Here is a 25030-nt window from a genome sequence, read left to right as displayed (position 1 = left end):
CGAGCCGGCCCGGCCGGGCGCTCCCCGGCACGGGCCCGCCGACGTCTGGCCTCAAGTGTCGATGGACCGCTTGCCCCAGGCCGACACCACGCCGACCAGCTGCATCACGTCCTTCCAGAAGATGCGCAGGTGGGCCATCGGGTCCGCCCGGACCAGTTCCTTGTTCATGTAGGCGTCCCAGGTCAGCCGCTGCACGTCCTTGTCGCCGCACATGGCGACGAAGCGCTCGCGCCGGCCTTCGCTCGTGTACCAGAAGCGCTGCATGATCCCGAGAATCAGGAACACGCGCCCGTGCGCCTTCATGAAGCGCCGCCGCGCGCCGGCGAGCTGCGCCGCGTCCCCGGTCTCGAGGAAGCCCTCCACGGCCTCCGCCGCCATCCGGCCGCTCGCCATCGCGTAGTAGATGCCTTCGCCCGACGCCGGGGCGACGACGCCCGCCGCGTCGCCGGCGACGACCACGTCACGCCCGTTGTCCCAGCGCTTGAGCGGCTTGAGGGGCAGGGGGGCACCCTCGCGGCGCAAGGTCTCGGCCCCCTCGAGCCCCTTGTCGGCCCGCAGCCGCCGTACGGCATCCCGAAGCGGGAACCCCTTCTCCATGCTGCCGGTGCCGATCGAAGCGGTCTCGCCATGGGGGAAGACCCAGGCGTAGAAATCCGGCGAATAGGGCTTCTGGTAATAGATGTCGCAGCGCCGGCCGTCATAGGCCGGCCCGGGCGCCGGCGCGCGCACAACCTCGTGGTAGGCGAACACGAAAGGCACCTTCGCCTTCGGCCCGAGCGCCGCGCGCGCGACACCGGAATTCGCCCCGTCGGCACCGATCACGGCGCGTGCCCTGAGTCGGATCTCGGGCGCCAGCGGCTTGGTCCGGTAGACGACGACCGCCGTCCCGTCCGGATCGCGCACCAGGCTCTCGAAAGTTCCCGTCCGCCGTTCGGCGCCGGCCTCGGCAGCCCGGACGCGCAGCCATTCGTCGAAATGCTCGCGGTCGACCATCCCGACGTAGCCGCCGTCGATGGCCATGTCGACAGACCGCTCCGAGGGCGCGATCACGCGTGCGCCCTTGACGCGGGCGACGATCAGCGAGTCGGGGATCGCGAAGTCGCGCACCAGTCGGGGTGGGATGGCGCCCCCGCAGGGCTTGATGCGCCCCGCCCGGTCGAGCAGGACGACCCGGCGGCCCGCCCTTGCGAGGTCGGCCGCCGCTGTGGCCCCCGCCGGTCCGCCGCCGACCACCACGATGTCGTAGGTTTCCTCCACGATCGCCATGCCTTTCCCCTCCCTGTCCGTCGTGATCGTCATGCCGCCTGCGGGCCGCCGGCGCCGAGATAGCTCTGGCGGGTCGCCGTGCCGGCGCCCTCCGCGCGGATGCGCGCGGCGATGCCTGCCGCCACCACGAAGACGCCGGCCTCCACCGCGAAGACGGCCGCATAGGCGAGGGCGGGCGAGCCGACCAGGAGCCGTGCGGCATCGGCCGCCGCCGTGCCGACGAGACCGCCGAGCCCGAAGGCGATCGCCTGCGCGGCACCCCATACGCCCATGCGCGTTCCGTTCCGGTCGCGATCCCCCGTCGCCGAGCGCCCGCCCGCGGCGAGCGCCATCATCGAACCGATGGCCGCGATCGCGAAGGCGCCGTTCGAGAGCCCGAGCGCGGCGACCGCCGCTTTCAGCGGGAAGGGCGGTCCAGCGGCCCCCGCCGCCGCGATGAGGGCGAGCGACACCGCCGAGGCGAGGCATCCGCCGACCATCCAGCGGCGCAGCACCCCGTCGGGCGTCCGCTCGGTCCGGTGGCCGAGCACCGCGACGAGGATCATGCCGACCAGGACGCCGCCGTTCTGGATCCCCCCGAGCCGCGTGGTCTCGCCCGGCGACATGCCGAAGACGGTGCCCGCGAAGGGCTCGAGGATAAGGTCCTGCATGCTGTAGGCGAGCATCGAGACGAAGATGAAAGCCGTGAAGCGCCGGGCCTCGGGCTCGGCCCAGACCGCCGCGAGCGTCTGGCGGAAGGCGGCGCGGCGCTCCGGGTCCGCCGTGCGGGCGCCGGACGGGACGACCGTGCGCGGCTCCAGGCGCCACAGGGCGGCGACCGAGAGCAGCACGGCCGCGACCGAGACGCCCGCGGCGACCTGCACCAGCCGGGTCATCGAGAAGGGCTCGAGCAGGCGGCCCGCCGTCGCCGCGGTGACCACGAATCCGGCGATCATCATGATCCAGACGATCGTGGCGGCCTGCGCCTTGCGCTCCGGCGCGACCCGCTCGGAGAGCAGCACGAGCAGCGAGGTGCCGGCCGCCCCGACGCCGATCCCGACGAGGCCGAAGGCCGCGACGCCGAGGGCGATGCCCGCGCCGGTCGACAGGCTCATCAGCGCGACGGCCGCCGCGGCGAGGACTCCGCCGGCCCCGAGCACCGCCATGCCGCCCAGAATCCAGGGTGTGCGGCCCCCGCCCCGGTCGGAGCCGTATCCCCAGCGGGGGCGCAGCATCTGCAGGCCGTGATGCAAGGTCACCAGCAGGCCCGGCACCAGGGCCGGCAGTGCGAGCTCGACCACCATCACACGATTGAGCGTCGAGGTGGTCAGCACGACGATCGCCCCGAGCGCCGTCTGCACGAGGCCGAGGCGGACGATCGCGATCCAGCCGAAAGCGGGCTGCATGGAGGCCTCCTTCAGACGGGACGGAGCGCGAAGGCGGCGACCAGCATGCCGAGCACGTAGAGGGTCGTTCCGGTCGCGTTGTACCAGGCCGCCTTGCCCTTCGGATCGCGCATCATGACCTGCATGAGGCGGACCTGGACCGCGAGGAGCCCCAGGATGGCGACGGCGTGCCAGGGACGGCCGGCGCCGGCGAGGATGAGGATGACGGCGACCTGCGGCAGGCCCATCACCCAGGATGCCAGGCGCGCGGCCCCGTCGACGCCGAGCTGGACGGGGAGCGAGCGGATGCCCATCCGCGTGTCCCCCTCGACCGACTTGAAGTCGTTCAGCGTCATGATGCCGTGGGCGCCGAGGCTGTAGAGCGCCGCCGTCGCGATCACGCGCCAGTCGGGCAGGACGGCGGACATGACCACCACGCCGGTGATCCAGGGCAGCCCCTCGTAGCAGAGCGCCACCGCCGCGTTGCCCCACCAGCCGTTCTGCTTCAGCCGCAGCGGCGGCGCGCTGTAGGCCCACGCGAGCGCGAGCCCGAAGGCCGTCGCCCCCACCACGATCGGACCGAGCGTCCAGGCCACCGCGAGCGACAGGAGCGTCCACAGGCAGGCGATCACGAAGCCCCATCGGCCGGGGATGCGCCCTGAGGGAATCGGCCGGCCGGGTTCGTTGATGGCGTCGACGTGCCGGTCGTACCAGTCGTTGACGGCCTGGCTGGTGGCGCAGACGAGGGGACCGGCGAGCAGGATGCCGAGCCCGGCCTGCGCCCATCCTTCGGAGAGCGGTCGCCCCGACGCGGCCACGCCGCAGCCGAAGGCCCACATGGGGGCGAACCACGTGATCGGCTTCAGGAGTTCGAGGACCGCATGAGGAGCCGGATAGCGCATGAAGAGGAGTGTAGGAGGCTCCTCCGCGAGTGTCTACTCGTATTGACGCTATTGTGTGTCAAGTATCGAACGGGACTTAAACCGGCCACATGCGGGCCAGGATCCCGTCCTTCTGCACGACCGTGTGGAAGAGCGCGCCGCCGATATGGACCAGGATCGCCAGCAGAAAGCCGATGCCGAGCCATTGGTGGGCGGCGATGAGCGACTTGAACAGCGCCTCGTCCTTGCCAACGATCGCCGGCAGCTCGAACAGCCAGTAGATCGAGACCTGCGCCCCGAAGGCGTTGCTGGCGGCCCAGCCGACGATCGGCGTGACGATCATGAAGCCGTAGAGCGCCCAGTGCACGACTTCGGCCGCGAATTTCTGCAGCGCCGGCATATGGGTAGGCAGCGGCGGAGGCGGGTTCGTCAGGCGATAGAGGAGCCGCAGGATCGCCAGCACCATGATGAGGAAGCCGGTCGAGCGGTGCAGGTTGTAGATGGTGTCCACGCCCTCGACGTTGGCGATCACGAACCCGCCGATGATGTTGCCGATGACCAGGACGGCGATCAGCCAGTGCAAGACCCGGGCGGGCCGTCGGTATCGATCCGATTCCACGGCTTCCATGGCATCGCCCTCCGCGCCGCGGCCGCGGCCGCTCCGTCGTGACTCCTATTCGGCCGCCGTGCTCCGCGCCGCTGCGGTCAGCGCCGCCTCGACCTCGTCGACCCAGGCCGAGTCGATCAGGTGCCCGGCGCGCTCCGCCTTGGTCTTCAGGTAGCGGGCGTTCTCGCGGGTGACCGGCGTGAGCACCGGCTCGCGGGCGACCACCTCGAGACCGGCGCGACGCAGCGCCTCGCCCTTGCGCGGGTTGTTGGAATGCAGGAGCACGCGCGTGTAGCCGAGGAGCTGCAGCATGCGCGCCGCCTCCTCGTAGCTGCGCTCGTCGTCCGCGAAGCCGAGCTGCGCGTCCGCGTCGATCGTATCGAAGCCGGTCTCCTGGAGCCGGTAGGCGCGCATCTTGTTGGCGATGCCGATGCCGCGACCCTCCTGGTCGAGATAGAGGAGCACGCCCCCACCCATGGCCTGGAAGCGTTCGACGGTGTTGCGGAGCTGGTCCCCGCAGTCGCACTTCAGCGAGCCGAACAGGTCGCCGGTGATGCAGGCGGAATGGAGCCGGACCGGCACGGGCGCGGCCGTGTCCGGGCTGCCAATCACGATCGCCACCTGGTCGTGCAGGCTGCCGGCGCCGCGGAACACGACGAAGCGGGTGGGGATGCCGGGCTTCAGCGGCACGCGCGCCTGGGACACCATCTGCAGGTCCGCCGGCACCTCGCGGCGGTAGGCCATGACCGCATCGACGGGAACACAGGCCAGGAACGGCCGGAGGCTCTCGGCCTTGGCGGGCGAGAGGGGCAGAACCAGCGCGCTCGGGGCGAGCCGTGCGAGACGGGCGAGCTCCACGGCCGCATGGCCAGCCGCGTCCGCGGCCTCGATCGCGGGTCGCACGCCGGCCTCCACCCGCTCCCGGTCTCCGAGCACCAGGTCCAGCAGCCCGCGGGCGTCGCGATCCGCCTTGACGGCGACGACCGCCGGCTCCTCGTCGATGAGACCGAGCCAGTGGGCCCGCCGGCCCGTGAGCAGGAGCCGCGGCGCGCCGCCCTCGGCGAAGCTCCGGACCACGCCGAGCCGGCCCTCGTCGAGACTGTCGACGGGCGCGGCGAGAACGACGCTGGCGCCGTCGACGAGCAGGCAGGGCCGCCCCGAGCGGAACTCCACGGTCGCCCGCTCCACCTGGAGCCGGCGCGGCGTTCCGACGAGGGCCTCGATATCGGACATTCGCAAACTCCTCCCGGTGGTCATCTTTCGCGACCGGCCGAAACGAACTATTCAGGCGGAGTGCGTCGGCGACCTGCCGCACGGCAGGACGCCCGACCCCGACGTTGCCCATATACATAGCAGGCGCGCAACTGGATGACAGCGGACGGGGCCGCGGCGGCCGGAACAACGGTTCACGATCTCGCGCACGGCGTGCCCGGCTCGCAGGAATGGCGTGAAATCCTGGAGGCGCGCCACGGAAGCCGGCCGGTTCCCGCCCCATGGGCGGATCTTTTCGGCCCTTTCGCCCGGTCCTGTCACAGCTTTGTGATCGGCCAGTTCGGACAGTCGCTCGACGGCCGGGTCGCGACCGCGGCCGGCCACAGCAAGTACATCAACGGGGAGGGCGGGCTCGCCCACCTGCATCGGGTCCGCGCCCTGGTGGACGCCGTGCTGGTCGGCGTCTCGACGGCGATCGCGGACGATCCGAGGCTCGACGTCCGCCTCGTCGACGGGCCCAACCCGGCCCGGGTGGTGCTCGATCCGCGCGGGCGGCTGCCGGACGGGCTGACGCTCTTCCGGGACGACGGCGCCCGCCGCCTGGTCGTCGTCGGAGAGGACGTCGCGCGCACCTATCCCGCCGGCACCGAGGTGCTGCGCGTCGCCCTCGGCCCGGACGGCGTCGACCCGCGCGCGGTCGTCGCCGCGCTCGTCGGCGCCGGGCTGCCCCGCATCCTGGTCGAGGGAGGGATCGGCACGGTCTCGCGCTTCCTGACCGCCCGCGCCCTGGATCGGCTCCACGTGATGGTCGCTCCCGTCCTGATCGGAGACGGGCCGACCGGCATCTGTTTCCCCGGCGCGCGCACCCTCGGCGACTGCCTCCGGCCGGCGACCCGGGTCTATCCGCTCGGCGGCGACGTCCTCTTCGATTGCGACCTGCGGGCCTGAGAACCCCCGCCGGGGTCCAGGTTGCGGGGCGCGGCGTTTCGTTGGATAAGCGGCACCCGAGGGGGCCGCCGCCGCCGGCGGGCCCGACCGAGAAAGGTGACCCATGGCAGATCCCGAAAACACCCTCATCATGGAGACGACCAAGGGCCGCGTCGTCATCGAGATGCGCCCTGACTTGGCGCCGCTCCATGTCGAGCAGATCAAGACGCTCGCCCGCCGCGGCTTCTATGACGGGATCGTGTTCCACCGCGTGATAGAGGGCTTCATGGCCCAGACCGGCTGCCCGCATGGCACCGGCACCGGCGGCTCCGACCTTCCGAACCTGCGCGCGGAGTTCAACAGCGAGCCGCACGTGCGCGGCGTCTGCTCGATGGCGCGCGCCCAGAACCCGAACTCCGCCAACTCCCAGTTCTTCATCTGCTTCGACGACGCCCGCTTCCTCGACCGCCAGTACACCGTCTGGGGCAAGGTCACCGAGGGCATGGAGAACGTCGACAAGATCAAGCGCGGCGAGCCTGTCCGTGATCCGGACAAGATCCTGTCCCTGAAGGTCGCGGCCGACGCGGCCTGACGACCTCGAGCCCGCGATGCGCGTCGACCTCTTCGATTTCGAGCTGCCGGCCGACCGTATCGCGCTTCGTCCCTGTCATCCGCGCGACGCGGCGCGGATGCTCGTGGTACGGCCGGGCGAGGGCTGCCGCCTGGAGGACCGGATCGTACGGGACCTGCCGGACCTGCTCCGGCCCGGCGATGCCCTCGTCTTCAACGATACGCGCGTGATCCCGGCCGAGCTGCACGGCGTCCGCCACCGCGGCGAGGCCCGGACCCCCGTCGCCTTCACGCTGCACAAGCGCGAGGCCGGCCACGCCTGGCGCGCCTTCGCACGGCCGGCCAAGCGGCTGAAGCCCGGCGACCGGCTGCGCTTCGGCGAGGGCGGGCGGGTCTGCTTCCTCGGCGAGGTGTGGGCGACCGTGGCCGAGAAGGGCGAGGACGGCCAGGTGCTGCTCGCCTTCGATTTCTCCGGGCCGGATCTCGACGAGGCGATCCAGGCGGTCGGCACCGTGCCGCTGCCGCCCTACATCTCGGCCCGGCGCCCCGCCGACGCCGAGGACCTGACCGACTACCAGACCGTGTACGCGCGCCAGGAAGGGGCCGTCGCGGCGCCCACCGCCGGCCTGCACTTCACCCCGGAACTCCTCGACCGCCTCGCGGCTGCCGGGATCGAACGGCACTTCGTGACGCTCCACGTCGGGGCCGGCACGTTCCTGCCGGTGAAGGCCGACGACACCGACCGTCACGTCATGCATGCCGAATGGGGGACCGTCTCGCCGGAGACGGCCGCCGCGCTCCAGGCCGTGCGCGCCCGCGGCGGCCGGATCGTCTCGGTCGGGACCACGTCCCTGCGGCTCCTGGAGAGCGCCTGCGACGAGACGGGGCGGATCCACCCCTTTCAGGGCGACACCGCCATCTTCATCACGCCGGGCCGGCCGGTCCGCTCCGCCGACGCGCTCGTCACCAACTTCCACCTGCCGCGCTCGACCCTGTTCATGCTGGTCAGCGCCTTCAGCGGAATCGATTGCATGCGCCGTGCATATGGGCATGCGGTAAGCCACGGCTACCGCTTCTATTCCTACGGCGACGCGTCGCTCCTGTTCAGGGCGGAGGAATCGTGAGCCAGCACGCCATGCCCGGCCCTGTCGACAATGGGCCCGACCCGGGCGGCGGCGCGGGCGCCTTCGGGTTCCAGCTCCTGGCGACCGACGGCGCGGCGCGGCGCGGGGTGGTCACAACGGCCCACGGGACCATCCGCACGCCGGCCTTCATGCCGGTCGGCACGCAGGCGACCGTCAAGACCATGTACCCGGAGCAGGTGAGGGCGCTCGGGGCCGACATCCTGCTCGGCAACACCTACCACCTCATGTTGCGCCCCGGCGCCGAGCGGGTTGCGCGGCTGGGCGGGCTGCACCGCTTCATGAACTGGCCGCACCCGATCCTGACCGATTCCGGCGGCTTCCAGGTCATGTCGCTCGCCAAGCTGCGCAAGATCACCGAGGACGCGGTCACCTTCCAGAGCCATATCGACGGCCGCCGCCACGTCCTGTCGCCCGAGCGCAGCCTGGAGATCCAGGGCCTGCTCGGCTCCGACATCCAGATGCAGCTCGACGAGTGCGTGGCGCTGCCCGCCGACCGCGCCGAGATCGAGCGCGCCATGAACCTCAGCCTGCGCTGGGCGGAGCGGTCGAGGCGCGCCTTCATCGGCACGCCCGGTCACGGCATCTTCGCCATCGTGCAGGGCGGCGACGACGAGGCGCTCCGCGTCGAGTCCGCCCGGGCGCTGGGCGTCATGGATTTCCACGGCTATGCGGTCGGCGGGCTGGCCGTCGGGGAGCCGCAGGACGTGATGCTGCGCATCCTCGAGGCGACCTGTCCCGAACTCCCCGTCCGCAAGCCGCGCTACCTGATGGGGGTCGGCACGCCGGACGACATCGTCCAGTCGGTCCTGCGCGGCATCGACATGTTCGACTGCGTCATGCCGACCCGCGCCGGCCGTCACGGCCAGGCCTTCACCCGGCGCGGCAAGGTCAACCTGCGCAACGCCCGGCACGCCGACGACCCGCGCCCCCTCGACGAGGAGAGCAGTTGCCCGGCCGCGCGCGACTATTCGCGCGCCTACCTGCACCACCTCGTCAAGGCCGAGGAGGCGCTCGGCGCCATGCTGCTGACCTGGGTCAATCTCTCCTACTACCAGGACCTGATGGCCGGCCTGCGCCATGCCATCGAGGCCGGCCGCACGGCGGACCACGTCGCGGCGGTCCGTGAAGGCTGGGCCCGCGGCGACATCCCGCCGGCGGCGTGACGGCCGTGGACGAACCCCGCCCGAGCGCGACCTCCGTCCGCGCTGCCCTTTCGGACCTTTCCTCCGGGCCGGCCCGCACCGACCCTTGAGCGCCCTTCCCGAACCCCTCCCGCACAGCCCCGGACAAGGCGCGGCAGCGCCGCAGATCCGGGGCCCAAGCGGTGCGGATCCGGAAGCGCTGCGGCGGGGGGAGGGCGCTGGGCCCCGGCGCTTCGGCCGGGGATGCGGGGGAGAGGTGGTGCCCCGGGTTCGGGCGGCGGGGTGGATTGAAGGCATTGAAATATGTCGGGTTCCAGTCCCAGCCGGGGATCCGCCCCCGTCGGGTCCGCCTCTCCCCGTGCATCCCCGGACAAGGCGCGGCAGCGCCGCAGATCCGGGGCCCAGGGCGGTGCGGGATCCGGTGGCGCTGCGGCGTGGGGAGGGCGATGGGCCCCGGCGCTTCGGCCGGGGATGCGGGGGAGAGGGCGGGGGGCAAACGAAGTCGGCCCCGCTGGGCCCATGCCCCTCGACCGCATTCCCGGACAAGGCGCGGAACGCGCCGCCGATCCGGGATCCTGCGTGGGCGGCGGATCGCAGCGCTGCGGCCGGGGGAGGGCGCTGGGGCCCAGCGCTTCGGCCGGGGATGCGGGGCAGGGTGGCGTCCGGGATCGGACCGCGATGGTCTCTTACGCGTCCGCCTTCATGGCGAAGCCCGGGGCGGACGGGTCCATCCGGAAGCAGCGGGCCATGTGGGTGTCCGAGAAGGCCGTCGGATCGGGCAGGGTCAGGCTGCATGACGGCTTCGCCCACTTGCAGCGGGGCGCGAAGGAGCAGCCGGAGGGGGCGGCGCCGAGGCTCGGCGGGGCGCCCGGGATCGTCTCCAGGCGCTGACCGCGGCGGTCGCCGTGGAGCATCGAATCGAGGAGACCTTTCGTGTAGGGATGGCGGTGCCCCTCGATCAGTTCGAGCGATGTCCCCGTCTCGACGAAGCGCCCGGCATACATGACCGCGAGGCGGTCCGACACCTCGACCGCCGCGCCCACGTCGTGGGTGACGAAGATCACCGCCATGCCGAGTTCCTTCTGCAATTTGCGCAGCAGCAGCAGGATCTGGATCTGGACGGTCACGTCGAGCGCCGTCGTCGGCTCGTCGGCGAGGAGCACGCTCGGCCGGCACGAGAGCGCGAGCGCGATCATGGCCCGCTGGCGCATGCCGCCGGACATTTCGTGCGGATAGGCCTTGAGCCGCCGCCTGGCGGACGGGATCTGCACCAGCTCGAGAAGCTCGAGCGCGCGGGCCTCCGCGGAGCGCCGGTCGCAGCCCTCGTGGCGGCGGACGGTCTCGGCGATCTGCTCGCCGATGGTGAAGACCGGATCGAGCGCCGTCATGGGCTCCTGGAAGATCATCGAGATCGACCGGCCGCGTACGTCCTCGAGGCTCTGCTCGGACAGCGTCGCGACATCCCGGCCGGCGACGACGACCTTGCCGCCGACCTCGGCATGACCCGGCAAGAGCCGCATCAGCGCGCGCAGCGTCACGCTCTTGCCCGACCCGGACTCGCCGAGAATGCCCAGCACCTCGCCGCGCTTCAGGGCGAAGCTCACCCCGTTCACCGCATGGACCGTCCGCTCGCGCGAGCGGAATGTGACCGTCATGTCCTGGATGTCGACGACCTTGTCGAGGTCGGCGGGCGTGGGGACCGGCGCGGCGCCGTGCAGCTGTTCGACGAAATGGGCGTGGACGTTCATCACTCGGCGGCCTCCAGGACCGGTTCGACGACGGGAGCGGGCGGAGCCTTGCTGTGCCCCGACCCGGCGATGTCCATATGGCAGGCGACCTCGTGGTCGATCCCGTCGCCGAGCGAAACCAGCGCGGGGGACTTGGCGGCGCAGACGGTCTCCGCGAAGGCACAGCGGGTCCGGAAGCGGCAGCCCGAGGGCGGGTCGATCGGGTTCGGCGGGTCGCCCGTCAGGGGCGGCGCCTCCGTGCGCCGGCGCGGGTCGAGCGTCGGCATGGCGGATAGGAGCGCACGGGTATAGGGGTGGCGCGGGTGCCGGTAGATCTCCTCCACGTCGCCGATCTCGACCACGCGGCCGAGATACATGACGACCACCCGGTCGCTCATGTAGCGCACCACGTTGAGGTCGTGGCTGATGAAGATGTAGGTCAGCTTCAGGTCGTGCTTCAGGTCCTGCAGCAGGTTCAGCACCTGGGCCTCGACCGACTTGTCGAGCGCCGATACCGCCTCGTCGAGGAGGACGAGGCGCGGGTCCATGGCCAGCGCCCGGGCGATGTTGACCCGCTGGCGCTGGCCGCCCGAGAGCTCGTGCGGATACCGGCGGGCGAACAGGTTGGGCATCAGGCCGACGCGCCCGAGCAGGTCCTCGGCCTTGGCGCGCGCGTCCGCATACGGGGTGCCGTGGGCGATCTGCCCGAACGCGATGATGTCGGCGATCTGGGCGCGCGGGTTCAGGGACGAGTAGCTGTCCTGGAACACCATCTGCATCTGCCGGCGCAGCTCGCGGATGCTGATGCCGCGCAGGCCCCCGACAGGATCGCCGTCGAACACGATATCCCCCGTGTCGGGCTCGATCAGGTGCATGAGGAGGCGCGCCGTCGTCGACTTGCCGCAGCCGGACTCCCCGACGATGCCGAGCGTCTCGCCCTTGCGGACCGAGAAGGAGACGCCGTCGACCGCCTGGACGACCGGCCTCTTGGTGAAGGGCAGGCCGCCCTTCAGGGGAAAGTGCTTCTTGAGGCCGTTGACGATCAGGAGCGGCTGCGCGGGCCCGCCGCGGTCGCGCGCGTCGAGGTCGGGATGGGCCGGGTTCGTCGATGGTTCGGTTGACATGGTCTGACCCTCCTCAGCGCGGCAGCCGGACGTCCATCGCGGAACGCAGGCCGTCGCTGATCAGGTTGAAGGACATGGACGTGGCGAGGATGACGAAGCCCGGCAGGGCCGCGTTGACCGGATTGACGTAGATCGACTGCCGGAGGGCGTTCAGCATGGCCCCCCATTCCGCCGCCGGCGGCGCGACGCCGAGGCCGAGGAAGGAGAGGCCCGCGGCCAGGATGATCGAGATCGAGACCAGGCTCGTGGCGTAGACCAGAATGGGCGACAGCACGTTGGCGATCACCTGGTGGCGGATCACCATGGCGAGGCTCGCCCCCGTCGCCCGCGCCGCCTCGACGAAATCGAGGCTGCGCACCTGCGTCGTCAGGCTCTCCGAGACGCGCACCAGCGGGGGGATGAAGACGATCGTCAGGGACAGCATGGTGTTGAAAAGCCCGGCCCCGAGCACGCCGCAGATCGCGATGGCGAGGAGCACGGACGGGAAGGCGTAGAACACGTCCATGGTGCGCATGATGATCGTGTTCGGGATGCGGCCGCCGATGCCCGCCACGATGCCGAGCGTGCCGCCGATCAGGGTGGCGAAGAACACCGGCGTGACCCCCGTCAGCAGCGACAGCCGGGCCCCGTAGGCGAGCCGGGTCCACAGGTCGCGGCCGACCTCGTCGGTGCCGAGCCAATGGCCGGGCGTGCCGATCGGCTGCAGCCGGTTGCCGATCTTGCCCGTATAGGGGTCGTAGCTTGTCACGAGCGGCGCGAAGATCGCGATCAGCACGATCGTGACCAGGACGGCGGCGACGACCAGCGTGACCTTGTCGCGCAGGATGCGTTCGCCGACGAGGCGCCAGTAGCCCTTGCCCTGGACGGGTGCGGGAGCGGTGATAGGACCGGCGGTGATATCCGTCATGATGTCTCCTCGCGTGTCAGCGGCGCATGCGCGGATCGATCGCCGCCTGGAGGACGTCGACCGTGAGGTTGATGACGACGAAGAACGAGGCGAGCACGACCACCGTCGCCTGCAGGACCGGGATGTCCCGCCGGAAGATGGCGAGGTTCATGAGCTGGCCGGAGCCGGGCCAGTTGTAGACGGTCTCGACCAGGATCGAGCCGCCGAGCAGGTAGCCGAACTGCAGCCCCATCAGCGCCATGGCGGGCGGCGCCGCGTTCTTCATCACGTGGTAGACGACCCGGGCGCGCCGGAGCCCCTTGCCGCGCAGGGCGCTCGTGAACTCCTGGCCGCAGATCTCCAGCACGGTGGCACGGACGAGCCGGCTGATCACGCCCATGGGAATGAGCGACAGGGTCACCACGGGAAGGACCATATGGGTGAGGTCCTCCCAGGATTCCGGGACGCCGCCGGACGGCCCCATGCCGGTCGCGGGCAGCCAGTTGAGCAGCACCGAGAAGACGATCACCGAGCAGATGGCGCCCCAGTAGTGCGGCATGCTCACGCCCGTGATGGCGAGCGCGGACGCCAGCTTGTCGATCCAGGTGTCCCGGTTGAAGCCGGCGAGCGCACCCAGGAACGTCCCCATGGCGAAACCGAGGAGGGCCGCCGGGATGGCGAGCACCAGCGTGTTGCCGAGCGCGTCGATCAGTTCTTCGCGCACCGGCGCCCCGGAGAAGACGGAGTTGCCGAGGTCCCCCGTCACCGTGCGGGCCAGCCAGTTGAGATACTGGATGTAGAGCGGCTGGTCGAAGCCGTACTTGGCTTTCAGCTGGTCCACCAGTTCCTTCGGCGCCTCGGGCGGCAGCAGCAGGTCGAGCGGGTTGCCCGGCACCAGGTGGATGAGCCCGAAGGCGATCAGCGACACGCCGATCAGGATCGGGATTGTGTACAAGATCCGCATCAGGATGTAGGAGGCCATTGCGGGCGCGTCCTCTGCTGTCGATCCGGACGGCGCCGATCCGACGGCGCCGCTTCAGCGAAGTGTCAGCAAAGGTCGTGCCAATCCGGCCTCGCCGCGGTGCCGCAGGGCCAGGATCATGTCGGAGCGGGTGTCGGGAGGGGACGGGCGGGGCCGACAATGGAGCAACCATCGCAGATCGGCACGACCGGCCCGTCCGACGGATTGTATTCTTATGCCCCGAATTCGTTCAATTGCACACGCAGGCGCCAAGCGCCCCGGCGGGCCTCGCGGCTCATGGCCCGCCGGGGCGTGGGCGCGGACGCGTCCGCGCCGTGCGAGGGGCCTCTATCGGTACCAGAGGGTCGGCAACGCGAGCGTGATGACCGGGAAGACGGAGATCAGGACGAGGACGATCAGGAGCGGCACCAGGAAGGGCAGGACCGCCCGGACCGTGGCGTCGAAGGACATTCCGGCGACCCGCGACAGCACGAAGAGGACGATGCCGACGGGCGGCGTCAGCAGGCCGATCATCAGGTTCAGCACCATGATGACCCCGAACTGGACCGGGTCGATGCCGACCTTCAGGACTGCGGGCATGAAGACGGGGACGAGGATCGAGATGGCCGCGATCGTCTCCATGAAGCAGCCGACGACCAGCAGGATCAGGTTGATGATGAGAAGCAGGACGAGCGGGTCGGTGGTGATGCCGAGGAGCTGCTGGGTGACCTGCTCGGTCACCTGCGTGACGGTCAGGACCCAACCGAACAGGGAGGCGGCCCCGACGATGATCAGCACGCTCGCGGTCGTCTCGATCGTCTGCACAGAGATCAGGTAGAAGCGCCTGAAGTCGAGGGTCCGGTAGAAGACGACGCCGAGCAGCAGCGCCCAGGCGCAGGCCGCGATGGCCGCCTCCGTCGGCGTGAAGGCGCCCGACGACATGCCGCCGATGATGATGACGGGCGTCAGCAGGGCCGGGACGGCCCGCACGAAGGTCCGCGCGAGCAGCCCCCAGCGGAAGGCCGTGTCGCGGCCGATGCCGTGACGGTGCGCGTACCACGTCACATAGGCCATCATGACGCCGGCCATCAGGAGGCCCGGCAGGAAGCCCGCCGCGAAGAGCTGGCCGATGGAGACGTTGGCCATCACGCCGAAGATGACCATCGGCAGGCTCGGCGGGATGATGGGCCCGATCGTCGAGGATGCGGCCGTGATGCCGACCGCGAAGCCGTCCGGGTAGCCATGGTCGCGCATGGCCTTGATCTCGATGGTGCCGAGCCCGCCGGCGTCGGCGACCGCCGTCCCGGACATGCCCGCGAAGATCACCGAGCCGAGCACGTTGACGTGGCCGAGCCCGCCCCGCAGCCAGCCGACCGCCGCGGTGGCGAAGTCGTAGATGCGGTTGGTGATGCCGGCCGTGTTCATCAGGTTGCCGGCCAGGATGAAGAAGGGGACGGCGATCAGCGGGAAAGAATCGACCCCGCCCGCCATCCGGTGCAGCACCACGAAATCCGGGATGCCGGCGATGAAGTGTGTGTAGGCGAGCGAGGCGCCGCCGAGCGCGATGAAGATGGGCACGCCCGCGAGCAGCGCCACCAGGAAGACGACGAACAACACGGCCATCGGGTCAATCCATGATCAGCGCGGGCGCGTTCGGATCGGGACGCCAGCCCCGGCGGGCGTTGGCGGCGAAGCGCTGCAGGGCGCGGAAGAGCATCAGGAAGCAGCCGAAGGCGATCCCGCCGTAGACGACCGACATCGAGACGTCGATTACGGTCATCCGCTGGATCCCCATGCGATCGGTGATGAGAATCGAGAACCAGCAGAGCAGCGCCACGAAGCCGACCGTCGCGACGTCGACCAGGAAACTCACGGCCCGGAAGCCCGCCGGCGGCAGCCAGTGGAGCAGCACCTCGACGGCGATGTTGGTGCCCCGCCGCATGACCACCGCCGCGCCGATGAAGGTCGTCCACATCAGCATGTAGCGGGCGATCTCCTCGGTCCACGCGGCCGAGTCGTTGAGGACGTAGCGGCTGAAGAACTGGACGAAGACGACGATCGCCATCGCCCAGAAGATCGCGAAGGCGATCACGTCGTCGACGTGGAACTCGATCTTGACCTCCTCGTCCTCGGCGACGATCAAGTGCGCCTCGGCAAGGTCGTCGGGTTCGCGCGGCTGCATTCTGGCAGGTCTCCTCGGCGGCCTCCCGGCCGACCCTGGCGTCGTCCGGCCCGGCCGCCCGGAAGGCGCGCCGGGCCCGACGCCCGTGGTTCACTTCAGCGCCTGGAGCGCGTCGTATTCGGCCTGGCTCCAGCCGGCGCCCGCCGAGGCGTCGTTGTGGAGCGGGACGGCGGCGGCGATGAAGGGCTTCCGGTCGACCTCCACGACGGTCTTGCCGAGCTTGCGGAACTCGTCCGCGAGCTTCTGCTCGGACGCCCGGATCTGGTCGGTCGCCCGGCCGGCCGCCTCGGTCAGCACCTCTTCGAAGACCTTCTTCTGGCCGTCGTCCAGGCGCGCCCAGACGTGGCCGCCGACGATGGTGACGAGGGACTCGGTGATGTGGCCCGTCAGCATGATGTGCGACTGCACCTCGTAGAACTTCTTGGCCATGATGGTCGGCAGGGGGTTCTCCTGCCCGTCGACGGTCTTGTTCTGCAGGGCGAGGTAGACTTCCGCGAAGGCGATCGGGGTGGCGTTGGCGCCGACCGACTTGGTGAACATCAGGAAGAGCGGCGCCGGCGGCACGCGCAGCTTCATGCCCTTCATGTCCTCCGGCGTGGTGATCGCCTTGTTGGCCGTCAGGTGGCGCTGGCCGTAATAGGTGAGGGCGACGACCTTGTGCTTCGTCTTGTCCTCGTAGCCCTTGGCGATGTCGCGGAAGAGCTTCGAGCCGCGATAGGCCTTCCAGTGGTCGAAGTCGCGCAGCACGAAGGGCGCGTTCGTGATGGCGAGCGGCTTGTGGATCGAGCCCGCGAAGGCGACGCCCGTGTAGATGATGTCCACGGTGCCGAGGCCGAGGCCCTCGTTGATCTGGTTCTCGTTGCCGAGCTGCGAGGCCGGGTGCACCGAGATCTCGATCTTGCCGCCCGTGCGCTTCTTGATCTCCTCGGCGGCCCAGACCGCCTCGGTGTGATAGGGCTCGCTCGTCTCGTAGACATGCGCCCAGCGCAGCTTCGTCTGCGCCGAAGCCGGCAGGATGGCGGCGGCGGTGGCGAGGGCAGCCGCCAGCAGGATGCGTCCGGGGTATCTCAACATGCTTGTCCTCCCGTTCGATGGGTCCGGCGGATCTCCGTCCGCCTCGTGAAAAGTCCGTCGGGCGCCAGCGCGCCCGCTACTGGAAGAAGTCCGGGTTGGCGTCGCGGACCTGGTCGATGCTGATCTCCAGCCCGGCCAGGTGGTCGCGCATGGCGGCGGACGCCGCGTCGGGGTCGCGTCGGCGAATGCCGTCGAGGACCGCCGCGTGCTCGACGATCACCTTCCTGAGCCGCCCCTCCTGCGGGAGGGTCAGCCGGCGGTAGCGGTCGATGTGCATCTTGGCGCGCTCGACCAGCGTCCAGATCCCGGGATAGCCCGCGACCGCCGCGATGGTGGCGTGAAAGGCCTCGTCGGCCAGGTGGAAGGCCTCGAAGTCGCCCTGCTCGGCGACCTCGGTCAGGCGGGCCTGGGCGGCCTCGAGCTGCAGGACGGCGCTCCCCGTCGCCCGTTCGGCCGCCGCGCGCACCGTGGCCTCCTCGAGCGCCTTGCGCACGACGATCGCCTCCGGCAGGAGCCCCAGGGGGATCCGCGCGACGGAGGTGCCCGACTTCGGGACGATGTCGACCAGACCCTCGTCGGCGAGGCGGATCAGCGCCTCGCGCACCGGCGTCCGGCTGACACCGTAGGCGAGCGAAAGCTCGGGCTCCGACAGCGAGCCGCCGGGCACGATGTCGAGCGTGAGGATGCGGGCCTTCAGGTCCGCGTAGACGGTCTCGGACGAGCCTTTCGGCCGGTTCGCCCGCCAGAGCTGCGGCGCCTCCGCCCCCATCCGAGTCGATCGTGCCGCCAACGCCTGTCCCCCGGCGGCCAAAGATGTGCCGCAGGGGTCAGGTTAACCGGAGGCAAACTTGCATGCAAGATATATCAGAGCGCCCTCAGTGGGGACGACGATCCGATCCGTGGCCCTGCTCCGGGGCCGCCGTGCCGTGCCGGCGCCTTCGCGAGGTCCGCCGCCCCGGTTCCGTCCGCGAGGTACGGGCCCGCGCCTCAGGGGCCGGTGTGCCAGACGTAGCCGCGGGCCCGGGTGCGGCCGTGGCTGGTGTCGCGCATGCCGCGGCGCTCGGCGGCGGGGTCGTAGCCGCGGTCGAGCACGTTGGGTTCGCGGCTGCGGTCGAGACCGCCGGGCTCGGCCGGTCGCTCGATGTCGACCGGGGTCCAGCCCGACGCGCGCCATTCGGCCTCGCGCTGGTCGAGGTCGACGGTGCCCTCCTCGTCGAGGATGTCGAGGGCGCGCTCGTAGCTGCCGGAATTGGCGCTCGCGGTGACGAGGTAGCCGCCCCGCTTCAGGGCCTCCTCGTAGATCAGCCGGTCCCCGTCGGGGATCAGGTAGTCGGTCAAGGTTTCCCACAGGCCCTTGTCCTCGGCGCGGGCGAACCCGGCCTCGGCGGCCTGCTTCTGGGTGCCTGCCACGAAGCGCAGGTCGTCGGGCCGGAAACCCGCCGCCTGCAGGCGTTCGACGGCGCGCTCGGCCGCCGCCTTGTCGTCGAAGAAGGCCGTGACGGTGCGCGCGTCGGCGCCGGTCGGATCGGGAATCATGGGCGTCCTCCTCGGTGGGGGTCGGGTCTCCGCCCCTCCGCACGGGAACGCCGGCCCGGCGGCGCGGTTCCGCCATGCGGGCCCGGCACGGCACGCACTCTTGCCGTACCCGGCCGGCCGCCCCATTGTCGCGCCATCCGAACGGGGGAGTGCTCGCGATGGTCAAGGCAATTGAGATCCACGAGACCGGCGGACCGGAGGTCCTGAGGCTGGCCGATGTCGCGGTCGCCGCGCCCGGTCCCGGGGAGGCGCTGGTCGCCCACAAGGCGATCGGCATCAACTTCATCGACTGCTACTACCGCTCCGGCCTCTATCCGGCGCCGGCCGGATTGCCCTTCATCCCGGGCAACGAGGGATCGGGCGTGGTCGAGGCGGTCGGCCCGGGCGTGACCCACGTCGCCCCGGGCGACCGGGTCGCCTACGTGGCCACCCTCGGCTCCTACGCGCAGAAGCGTCTCGTCCCGGCCGACCGCCTCATCAAGCTGCCCGACGGCATCGCAGACGAGACCGCCGCCGCCATGATGCTGAAGGGCATGACGGTCCAGTATCTCCTCAACCGCACCTTCAAGGTCGGGCCGGGGACGACGCTCCTCTTCCACGCCGCCGCCGGCGGCGTCGGCCTCATCGCCGGCCAATGGGCGAAGGTGCTCGGGGCGACGACCATCGGCACGGCCGGCGGTCCGGAGAAATGCGCGCTCGCCCGGGCGAACGGCTACGACCACGTGATCGACTACCGCAACGAAGATTTCGTCGCCCGGGTGAAGGAGCTGACCGGCGGTGCCGGCGTGGACGTCGTCTACGACTCCATCGGCAAGGACACGTTCCCGGGCTCGCTCGACTGCCTGAAGCCGCTCGGCATGTGGGTGTCCTTCGGCAACGCCTCCGGACCGGTGCCGGCCTTCCCCATAGGCCTGCTGTCGCAGAAGGGATCCCTCTTCGCGACCCGGCCGACCCTCTTCACCTACACGGCCAAACGCGAGGACCTGGAGACGACCGCCAACGACCTGATCGCGCGGGTCGGCAGCGGCGCGGTGCACATCCCGGTCAACCATCGCTACGCCCTGGCCGACGCCGCCGACGCCCACCGCGACCTGGAGGGCCGCCGGACGACCGGCGCCAGCGTGCTCCTGCCCTGACCCGCGCCGCGCCGCAGCTTGCCAAGGCGCCGCCGTCGTCGCATACGTGAAGGCGGTAGGCGTTCCTCCCGGCCGCCCTGCGGGCCGGGACCGCCCGCACGGATGAAGGCATGATCGAGGTCCCAAGTCCCGAGGCGGCCGCAACCGAGAGGCTGGCGGCCGCCGTGGAAGACGGTTTCGAGGCGGAGGTGCAGTTCCTCCGGCGTCTCGTTCAGACCCGCAGCGAGATCCCGCCCGCCGACTTCGGCGCGATCTCGGAGGCCGCCGCCGATTCCCTTGAGGCCCTGGGCTTCACGGTCGAGCGCCATGCGGTGCCCGAGCCCTTCGCGCGCCAGCACGGTCTGAAGTCGGTCGTCAACCTGATCGTCCGCCACCGCTTCGGCTCGGGCGTCGGTCCGGTGGTGGCCCTGCAGGCCCACGGCGACACGGTGCCGGCCGGCAGCGGCTGGTCGCTCGACCCCTTCGCCGGCGAGGTGCTACGTGGGGCCCTGTGGGGCCGCGGCGCCGCGGTCTCGAAGTCGGACATCGCCGCCTACGCCTTCGCGCTCGACGCGCTGCGCCGGACCGGGGAGGGGCTCTCCGGCACGGTCGAACTCCACATCACCTTCGACGAGGAGGCCGGCGGCCATGTCGGGCCGCAGTGGCTCCTGGCGCAGGGCCTGACCCGTCCCGACCTCGTCATCGCGGCGGGCTTCACCCACGCGGTGACGGTCGTCCATGCCGGCTGTCTCCACCTCGAGATCGTGATCCGCGGCCGCGCCGCCCATGCGGCCCTTCCCGAGGAGGGTGCCGACGCCCTCGAGGCGGCCACGCCCGTCCTCGCGGCCCTCTACGGCGAGCGCCGGCGGCTGGCGGGCATCGTCAGCGCCGAGCCCGGCATCGGCTCGGCCCGCCTGACCGTCGGCACGGTGTCGAGCGGCATCTCCATCAACGTCGTTCCCGACCGCACCGTCATCCGGGTCGACCGCCGCCTGATCCCGGAGGAGGACGGCGAGGCGGTCGAGGCCGACCTCATCCGCCTGATCGAGGCCGCGGCGGGAGATCGCGCCGGCATCGAGGTGGAATGCCGCCGGCTCATGCTCGCCGAGCCTCTGCGCCCGCGCCCCGGCGTGGAGGACCTCGTCGCCCTGATCCGGCGCAAGGCGGAGGCCGTGCTCGGCCGGCCGATCGAGGCGACGGGCGCCCCCCTCTATTCCGACGGGCGACACTATGCGGCGGCGGGCATCCCCACCGTCCTCTACGGCGCGGGGCCGCGATCCGTGACGGCCTCGGGCGCCTACGGGCCCGACGAGCGGCTCGATCTGGCCGACCTCAAGGCGGCGACGCTCATCGTCGCCGGGACGCTCGCCGACCTGCTCCGTCCCCGCTGAGCCGCACCCGTTCGCGCAAGCGTGTTTGGTCGCCGGACGGGGCCTGCGCTAGCCTGCGCGCTGCCGCTGCGGGAGCGGCGTTCAGACGACGGGGTTTGACGATGCGCGCGTGGATGTTCGGGGTCGTGGCCCTCGCCGCGGGGGTCGCGGCAGGGCCGGCCATGGCGGATTCGATCGACGGCAAGTGGTGCCGAAAGGACGGGCGGCGCATGGAGATCAGCGGATCGACCATCATCACGCCCGGCGGCACGTCGATGCAGGGCGACTACACCCGCCACGCGTTCCGCTACCGGGTGCCCGACCAGGAGGAGTTCGGCGGCACCGTCCGGTTCCTGCGCCTCAACGGCGAGGACTGGGTCTATGCCTACCCGGCCGACCAGCCGGCCGCCGAACCCGAGGTCTGGGAGCGCTGCCGGCTGGTGAGCTGATCGGGGGAGGGCGGCTCAGGCGGCAGCCCGCCCGGCCACTGCGGCGGCATCGTGATCGGAGATCGGCCGTGCGAAGCGGACGCCGAACTCGTCGGCGGTCAGCCAGATCACGGTGGCCGAGACGTCCAGCTCTCCGGTGAGCCGGAGCCGGACCGTCGACCCCGCGGAGATGCCCGGGACGGTGCCGAGGCGCGCGCCGGTCGTGCTGAGTTCGGTCATGCGGGACCGATGGACGCGCCCCTCGTGCTGGACCTCGAAGTCCCGCGCGGCCTGGAGGCGGCGGGCGCCCCGGCGGTCGCGGATCTCGCCGTTGATCGTGCCGAGGAAGTCCTCGACCGTCTTGGAGAGCCGATCGGTGATCTGCGAGAGCTTCTCGGCCACCCCGCGCGCGCTGGCGGCGGCCATCTCGGTCTCGGCGACCGCCCCCATGACGCTCTCGACGCTGCCGGCCACCTCGCTCGACCCCTGCGAGGCCTGGGTGATGTTGGCGGTGATCTCCCGGGTCGCGTTGCTCTGCTCGGAGACGGAGGTCGCGATCGAGGCGGTCAGGCCGTTGACGTTCTCCATCATGGCGACGATGCCGCGCACGGACTCCTCCGTCGCGCGCGCGGCCGACTGGATCGCGCCGACCTGCTGGGCGATATCGCCCGTCGCCTTCGCGGTCTGCTCGGCGAGCGACTTGACCTCGGACGCGACCACCGCGAAGCCCCGGCCGGCGGTGCCGGCGCGCGCCGCCTCGATGGTGGCGTTGAGGGCCAGCAGGTTGGTCTGCTCTGCGATGCCGCGGATCATCTCCACCACGGTGCCGATCTGACGCGCGGTCTCGGCGAGCGCGGCCATGTCCCGGTTGGTCCGCTCGGCCGTCTCCGTCGCGGTCAGCACCATGCCGGAGGCCTTGGTGGCGCGGTCGGCGATCTCGCCGATCGAAGCCCCCATCTCCTCGGTGGCCGAGGCGATGGTCTGGATGCCGGCCGAGGATTCGGTTGAGGCGGCGGCCGCGGCCGAGGCTTGGCTGGCCGTCACTCGGGCGACCGACCCGAGGGTATCGGCAGTCTTCTCCATCCGGTGCATCTCGGTGCCGAGATTCTCGGTGACGTGGCCGATGTCCGCCTGGAACTGCAGGATGATCCGTTCGAGCTCCCGGCGCTCGGCGTCGCGCTTGTCCTGCTCGAGCCGGGCCGCCTCCTCGAGGCGGCTGCGTTCGACCATGGAGTCCCGGAACACCGCGACCGCGCGGGCCATGTCGCCGATCTCGTCCTTGCGGTCCGCCCCCTCGGCGGCGACCGCGAGGTCCCCGTCGGAGAGCGCGCGCATGGTCCGGGTCAGCCGGCCGATCGGGCCGCTGATCCGCCGGTTGGCGACGAAGGCGAGAATGGCGGAGATCAGGACGGCGGCCACGAGGCCCACATACTTGGCGATGGTGCCGTAGAAGGCCGCCTCGTCGGCAAGAGACTTGAAATCCGTGTTGGCCGCCTCGATCCGGTCGCTCAGGGCCTCCATCTCGTCCTCGAGCAGCTTGAAGGCCTTGTCGAAGGCCGGCAGGCTCGCGGTGGCCTTGGCCGGATCGCCCTTGGCCGCGAACTCGACGATCGACCGCGCCGTCTTCACGTAGTCGAGCAGCGACGGCTTCACCTTGGCCACCGCGCCCGCGATCTCCGGGCCGAGGTCGGCCTTCTCGAGACGCCCCATGCGCGACTGGAAGACCTCCGCGTACTCGTCGAATTCCTTGCCGACTTCCGCCAGCACCGAACCGTCCTTGGTGGCGGCCGCGTGGAGAGACCGGTAGACCGTGCCCCGAATCGCGTCATGCGCCATGTCGGCATCCGACTGCTGGCGGAGCGCCGTGGTCCCCGCCTGCATCAGGTCCATCGCGGAGGAGTGGCGGTCGACGATGTAGAAGACTGTCGCGGCCAGTGCGGCAGAGACGAAAAAGGAGGCCAGGTTCAGGCCGAACATGATCTGTCGGATTCGCAATGTCGTGCCCTCCGCAACCGCAGGGTTCGGCGCCGTCGCGCCTTCGGTACGGAGAGTTTCATGCCAATCTTAATATAGAGTAGTGCGAATAGGCGCATATGCGAATAACGAGTGTTCGTCGCCCGCGCGGGTCCGGCTTTGCTGCGGAATGCGACTACCCCGTAGCTGTGCCGTAGAGGTCGTAGGCGTCGGATCTGTCGATCTTCACAGTGATGATTTCACCAATACGAAGCGGGCGACGTGACGTTACGTAAGTCGTGCCGTCGATGTCCGGAGCGTCCCACTTGGTCCGGCCCTTGGCGACTGTCGGCCCCGCCTCGTCGATGATCACCGGCACGCGCCGGCCGACGCGCGCCTTCTGGAGGCGCTCCGAGATTGCCTGCTGGTGCTTCATGAAACGATGCCAGCGCTCGTCCTGCACCGCCTTGGGCACCGGTGCGCCGAGCTCGTTCGCCGGGGCGCCGCGGACCGGCTCGTAGCGGAAGCAGCCGACCCGATCGAGCTTCGCTTCGGTGAGCCAGTCGAGCAGGAACTGGAAGTCCTCCTCCGTCTCGCCGGGAAAGCCGACGATGAAGGTCGAACGGATCGCGAGATCCGGCGCGACGGCGCGCCAGCCGCGGATGCGGTCGAGGGTCTTCTCCTGGTGGGCCGGCCGGCGCATCGCCTTCAGCACGGAGGGGGCGGCATGCTGGAAGGGGATGTCCAGGTAGGGCAGGATCCTGCCCTCGGCCATCAGGCCGACGACCTCGTCGACATGGGGGTAGGGGTAGACGTAGTGGAGGCGCACCCAGGCGCCGAAGTCGCCCAGCTCCCGCGCGAGATCGATGAACTTCGCCCGGACCTGCCGGTCCTTCCAGGCGCTCTCGGCGTAGCGCAGGTCCACCCCGTAGGCCGAGGTGTCCTGGCTGATGACGAGGAGTTCCTTGACCCCGGCCTTCACGAGCCTTTCGGCCTCGCGCAGCACGTCGGCGGCCGGCCGGGAGATGAGGTCGCCCCGGAGCTTCGGGATGATGCAGAAGGAGCAACGGTTGTTGCAGCCCTCGGATATCTTCAGATACGCGTAGTGGCGCGGCGTCAGCTTGACGCCCTGCGGCGGGATCAGGTCGAGGAAGGGATCGTGCGCCGGCGGCACCGCCGCATGCACCGCGCCGACGACGCTCTCGTAGGCCTGCGGTCCCGTGATGGCGAGGAGATTGGGGTAGCTCTCCTCGATCTCGCCCGGCTCGGCGCCCATGCAGCCGGTGACGATGACCTTGCCGTTCTCCGCCATCGCCTTGCCGATGGCGTCCAGGCTCTCCGCCTTGGCGCTGTCGAGGAAGCCGCAGGTGTTGACGATGACCACGTCGGCGCCGGAGTGGCTCTTCGAGAGCTCGTAACCCTCCGCCCGCAGCTGCGTGATGATCCGCTCGCTGTCGACGAGGGCCTTCGGGCAGCCGAGACTGACGAAGGAAATCTTCGGGTTCCGCGCCGGGGCTGCGGCCGCCTGGTCGTCCATCATGGTCGGATCGTTCCGCTCGC

23 protein-coding genes are annotated in these 25030 nt (G+C 70.7%); 7 read left to right on the top strand and 16 right to left on the bottom strand.

Annotated features, from left to right (window positions below):
* Positions 1-51 precede the first annotated feature (51 nt).
* The 5 genes from WBG79_RS13130 to ribA form a co-directional block, all read right to left on the bottom strand.
* Positions 52-1266 (bottom strand): geranylgeranyl diphosphate reductase, encoded by a 1215-nt coding sequence (locus WBG79_RS13130; RefSeq protein ID WP_337357550.1) that lies wholly within the window; start codon positions 1264-1266, stop codon positions 52-54.
* Between the two features lie 29 nt (positions 1267-1295).
* The gene (locus WBG79_RS13125) at positions 1296-2651 is read right to left on the bottom strand and encodes a BCD family MFS transporter (RefSeq protein WP_337357549.1); all 1356 of its coding nucleotides are present in this window, start codon (positions 2649-2651) and stop codon (positions 1296-1298) included.
* Between the two features lie 11 nt (positions 2652-2662).
* On the bottom strand, positions 2663-3532 hold the full coding sequence (gene chlG / locus WBG79_RS13120) for a chlorophyll synthase ChlG (RefSeq protein ID WP_337357548.1): 870 nt from the start codon (positions 3530-3532) through the stop codon (positions 2663-2665).
* 76 nt (positions 3533-3608) lie between these two features.
* Positions 3609-4139, bottom strand: a complete 531-nt coding sequence (locus tag WBG79_RS13115) for a cytochrome b (RefSeq protein ID WP_337357547.1) — start codon at positions 4137-4139, stop codon at positions 3609-3611.
* A gap of 45 nt (positions 4140-4184) precedes the next feature.
* Positions 4185-5351, bottom strand: coding sequence for a GTP cyclohydrolase II RibA (gene ribA / locus WBG79_RS13110; RefSeq protein ID WP_337357546.1), 1167 nt, complete (start codon positions 5349-5351; stop codon positions 4185-4187).
* A gap of 135 nt (positions 5352-5486) precedes the next feature.
* Between ribA and WBG79_RS13105 the strand changes: the two genes are divergently transcribed.
* The 4 genes from WBG79_RS13105 (at position 5487) to tgt (ending at position 9135) form a co-directional block, all read left to right on the top strand.
* Positions 5487-6278, top strand: coding sequence for a RibD family protein (locus WBG79_RS13105; RefSeq protein WP_337357545.1), 792 nt, complete (start codon positions 5487-5489; stop codon positions 6276-6278).
* Positions 6279-6381: 103 nt separating this feature from the next.
* Positions 6382-6849: a peptidylprolyl isomerase gene (locus WBG79_RS13100; protein ID WP_337357544.1), complete on the top strand. Its 468-nt coding sequence runs from the start codon at positions 6382-6384 to the stop codon at positions 6847-6849.
* A gap of 16 nt (positions 6850-6865) precedes the next feature.
* Complete coding sequence (queA, locus tag WBG79_RS13095; RefSeq protein ID WP_337357543.1) at positions 6866-7951, top strand: tRNA preQ1(34) S-adenosylmethionine ribosyltransferase-isomerase QueA; 1086 nt, start codon at positions 6866-6868, stop codon at positions 7949-7951.
* A gap of 11 nt (positions 7952-7962) precedes the next feature.
* The gene (tgt, locus tag WBG79_RS13090) at positions 7963-9135 is read left to right on the top strand and encodes a tRNA guanosine(34) transglycosylase Tgt (RefSeq protein ID WP_337357943.1); all 1173 of its coding nucleotides are present in this window, start codon (positions 7963-7965) and stop codon (positions 9133-9135) included.
* 665 nt (positions 9136-9800) lie between these two features.
* Here tgt and WBG79_RS13085 read toward each other — a convergent pair.
* The 9 genes from WBG79_RS13085 to WBG79_RS13045 form a co-directional block, all read right to left on the bottom strand.
* Positions 9801-10769: an ABC transporter ATP-binding protein gene (locus WBG79_RS13085; RefSeq protein ID WP_337357942.1), complete on the bottom strand. Its 969-nt coding sequence runs from the start codon at positions 10767-10769 to the stop codon at positions 9801-9803.
* A gap of 92 nt (positions 10770-10861) precedes the next feature.
* Positions 10862-11965 carry an ABC transporter ATP-binding protein gene (locus WBG79_RS13080; RefSeq protein WP_337357542.1) on the bottom strand — a complete coding sequence of 368 codons (1104 nt, stop codon included), beginning with the start codon at positions 11963-11965 and terminating at the stop codon, positions 10862-10864.
* A 13-nt stretch (positions 11966-11978) separates the two neighbouring features.
* A complete protein-coding gene (locus WBG79_RS13075; RefSeq protein ID WP_337357541.1) occupies positions 11979-12872 on the bottom strand; it encodes an ABC transporter permease in 894 nt (297 codons plus the stop codon).
* A gap of 16 nt (positions 12873-12888) precedes the next feature.
* Entirely contained in the window at positions 12889-13833 is a 945-nt protein-coding gene (locus WBG79_RS13070) for an ABC transporter permease (RefSeq protein ID WP_337357540.1), read from the bottom strand.
* A 327-nt stretch (positions 13834-14160) separates the two neighbouring features.
* On the bottom strand, positions 14161-15435 hold the full coding sequence (locus tag WBG79_RS13065) for a TRAP transporter large permease (protein WP_337357539.1): 1275 nt from the start codon (positions 15433-15435) through the stop codon (positions 14161-14163).
* A gap of 4 nt (positions 15436-15439) precedes the next feature.
* Positions 15440-15994, bottom strand: coding sequence for a TRAP transporter small permease (locus WBG79_RS13060; RefSeq protein ID WP_337357538.1), 555 nt, complete (start codon positions 15992-15994; stop codon positions 15440-15442).
* Positions 15995-16084: 90 nt separating this feature from the next.
* Entirely contained in the window at positions 16085-17068 is a 984-nt protein-coding gene (locus WBG79_RS13055; RefSeq protein ID WP_337357537.1) for a sialic acid TRAP transporter substrate-binding protein SiaP, read from the bottom strand.
* Between the two features lie 76 nt (positions 17069-17144).
* Positions 17145-17837, bottom strand: a complete 693-nt coding sequence (locus WBG79_RS13050) for a GntR family transcriptional regulator (protein WP_337357536.1) — start codon at positions 17835-17837, stop codon at positions 17145-17147.
* A gap of 218 nt (positions 17838-18055) precedes the next feature.
* Entirely contained in the window at positions 18056-18604 is a 549-nt protein-coding gene (locus WBG79_RS13045) for a hypothetical protein (protein WP_337357535.1), read from the bottom strand.
* 158 nt (positions 18605-18762) lie between these two features.
* On the opposite strand from WBG79_RS13045, the gene WBG79_RS13040 reads away from it, so the two are divergent.
* The 3 genes from WBG79_RS13040 to WBG79_RS13030 all read left to right on the top strand — a co-directional run bounded on the left by WBG79_RS13040 (position 18763) and on the right by WBG79_RS13030 (position 21538).
* Positions 18763-19740 carry a quinone oxidoreductase family protein gene (locus WBG79_RS13040; protein WP_337357534.1) on the top strand — a complete coding sequence of 326 codons (978 nt, stop codon included), beginning with the start codon at positions 18763-18765 and terminating at the stop codon, positions 19738-19740.
* A 110-nt stretch (positions 19741-19850) separates the two neighbouring features.
* Positions 19851-21110, top strand: coding sequence for a M20/M25/M40 family metallo-hydrolase (locus tag WBG79_RS13035; protein WP_337357533.1), 1260 nt, complete (start codon positions 19851-19853; stop codon positions 21108-21110).
* A 101-nt stretch (positions 21111-21211) separates the two neighbouring features.
* The gene (locus WBG79_RS13030) at positions 21212-21538 is read left to right on the top strand and encodes a hypothetical protein (RefSeq protein WP_337357532.1); all 327 of its coding nucleotides are present in this window, start codon (positions 21212-21214) and stop codon (positions 21536-21538) included.
* 15 nt (positions 21539-21553) lie between these two features.
* Here the strand turns inward: WBG79_RS13030 and WBG79_RS13025 are convergent, their stop codons facing one another.
* Positions 21554-23494, bottom strand: a complete 1941-nt coding sequence (locus WBG79_RS13025) for a methyl-accepting chemotaxis protein (RefSeq protein WP_337357531.1) — start codon at positions 23492-23494, stop codon at positions 21554-21556.
* Between the two features lie 172 nt (positions 23495-23666).
* Positions 23667-25007 carry a 30S ribosomal protein S12 methylthiotransferase RimO gene (rimO, locus tag WBG79_RS13020; protein WP_337357941.1) on the bottom strand — a complete coding sequence of 447 codons (1341 nt, stop codon included), beginning with the start codon at positions 25005-25007 and terminating at the stop codon, positions 23667-23669.
* Between the last annotated feature and the right edge of the window lie 23 nt (positions 25008-25030).

Origin of the sequence: Prosthecomicrobium sp. N25 (genome assembly GCF_037203705.1) — a bacterium.
Taxonomy (GTDB): Bacteria; Pseudomonadota; Alphaproteobacteria; order Rhizobiales; family Ancalomicrobiaceae; genus Prosthecodimorpha.
The sequence above is the reverse complement of the archived record's forward strand: the minus strand, read 5'-3'. Positions and strand labels throughout refer to the sequence as shown.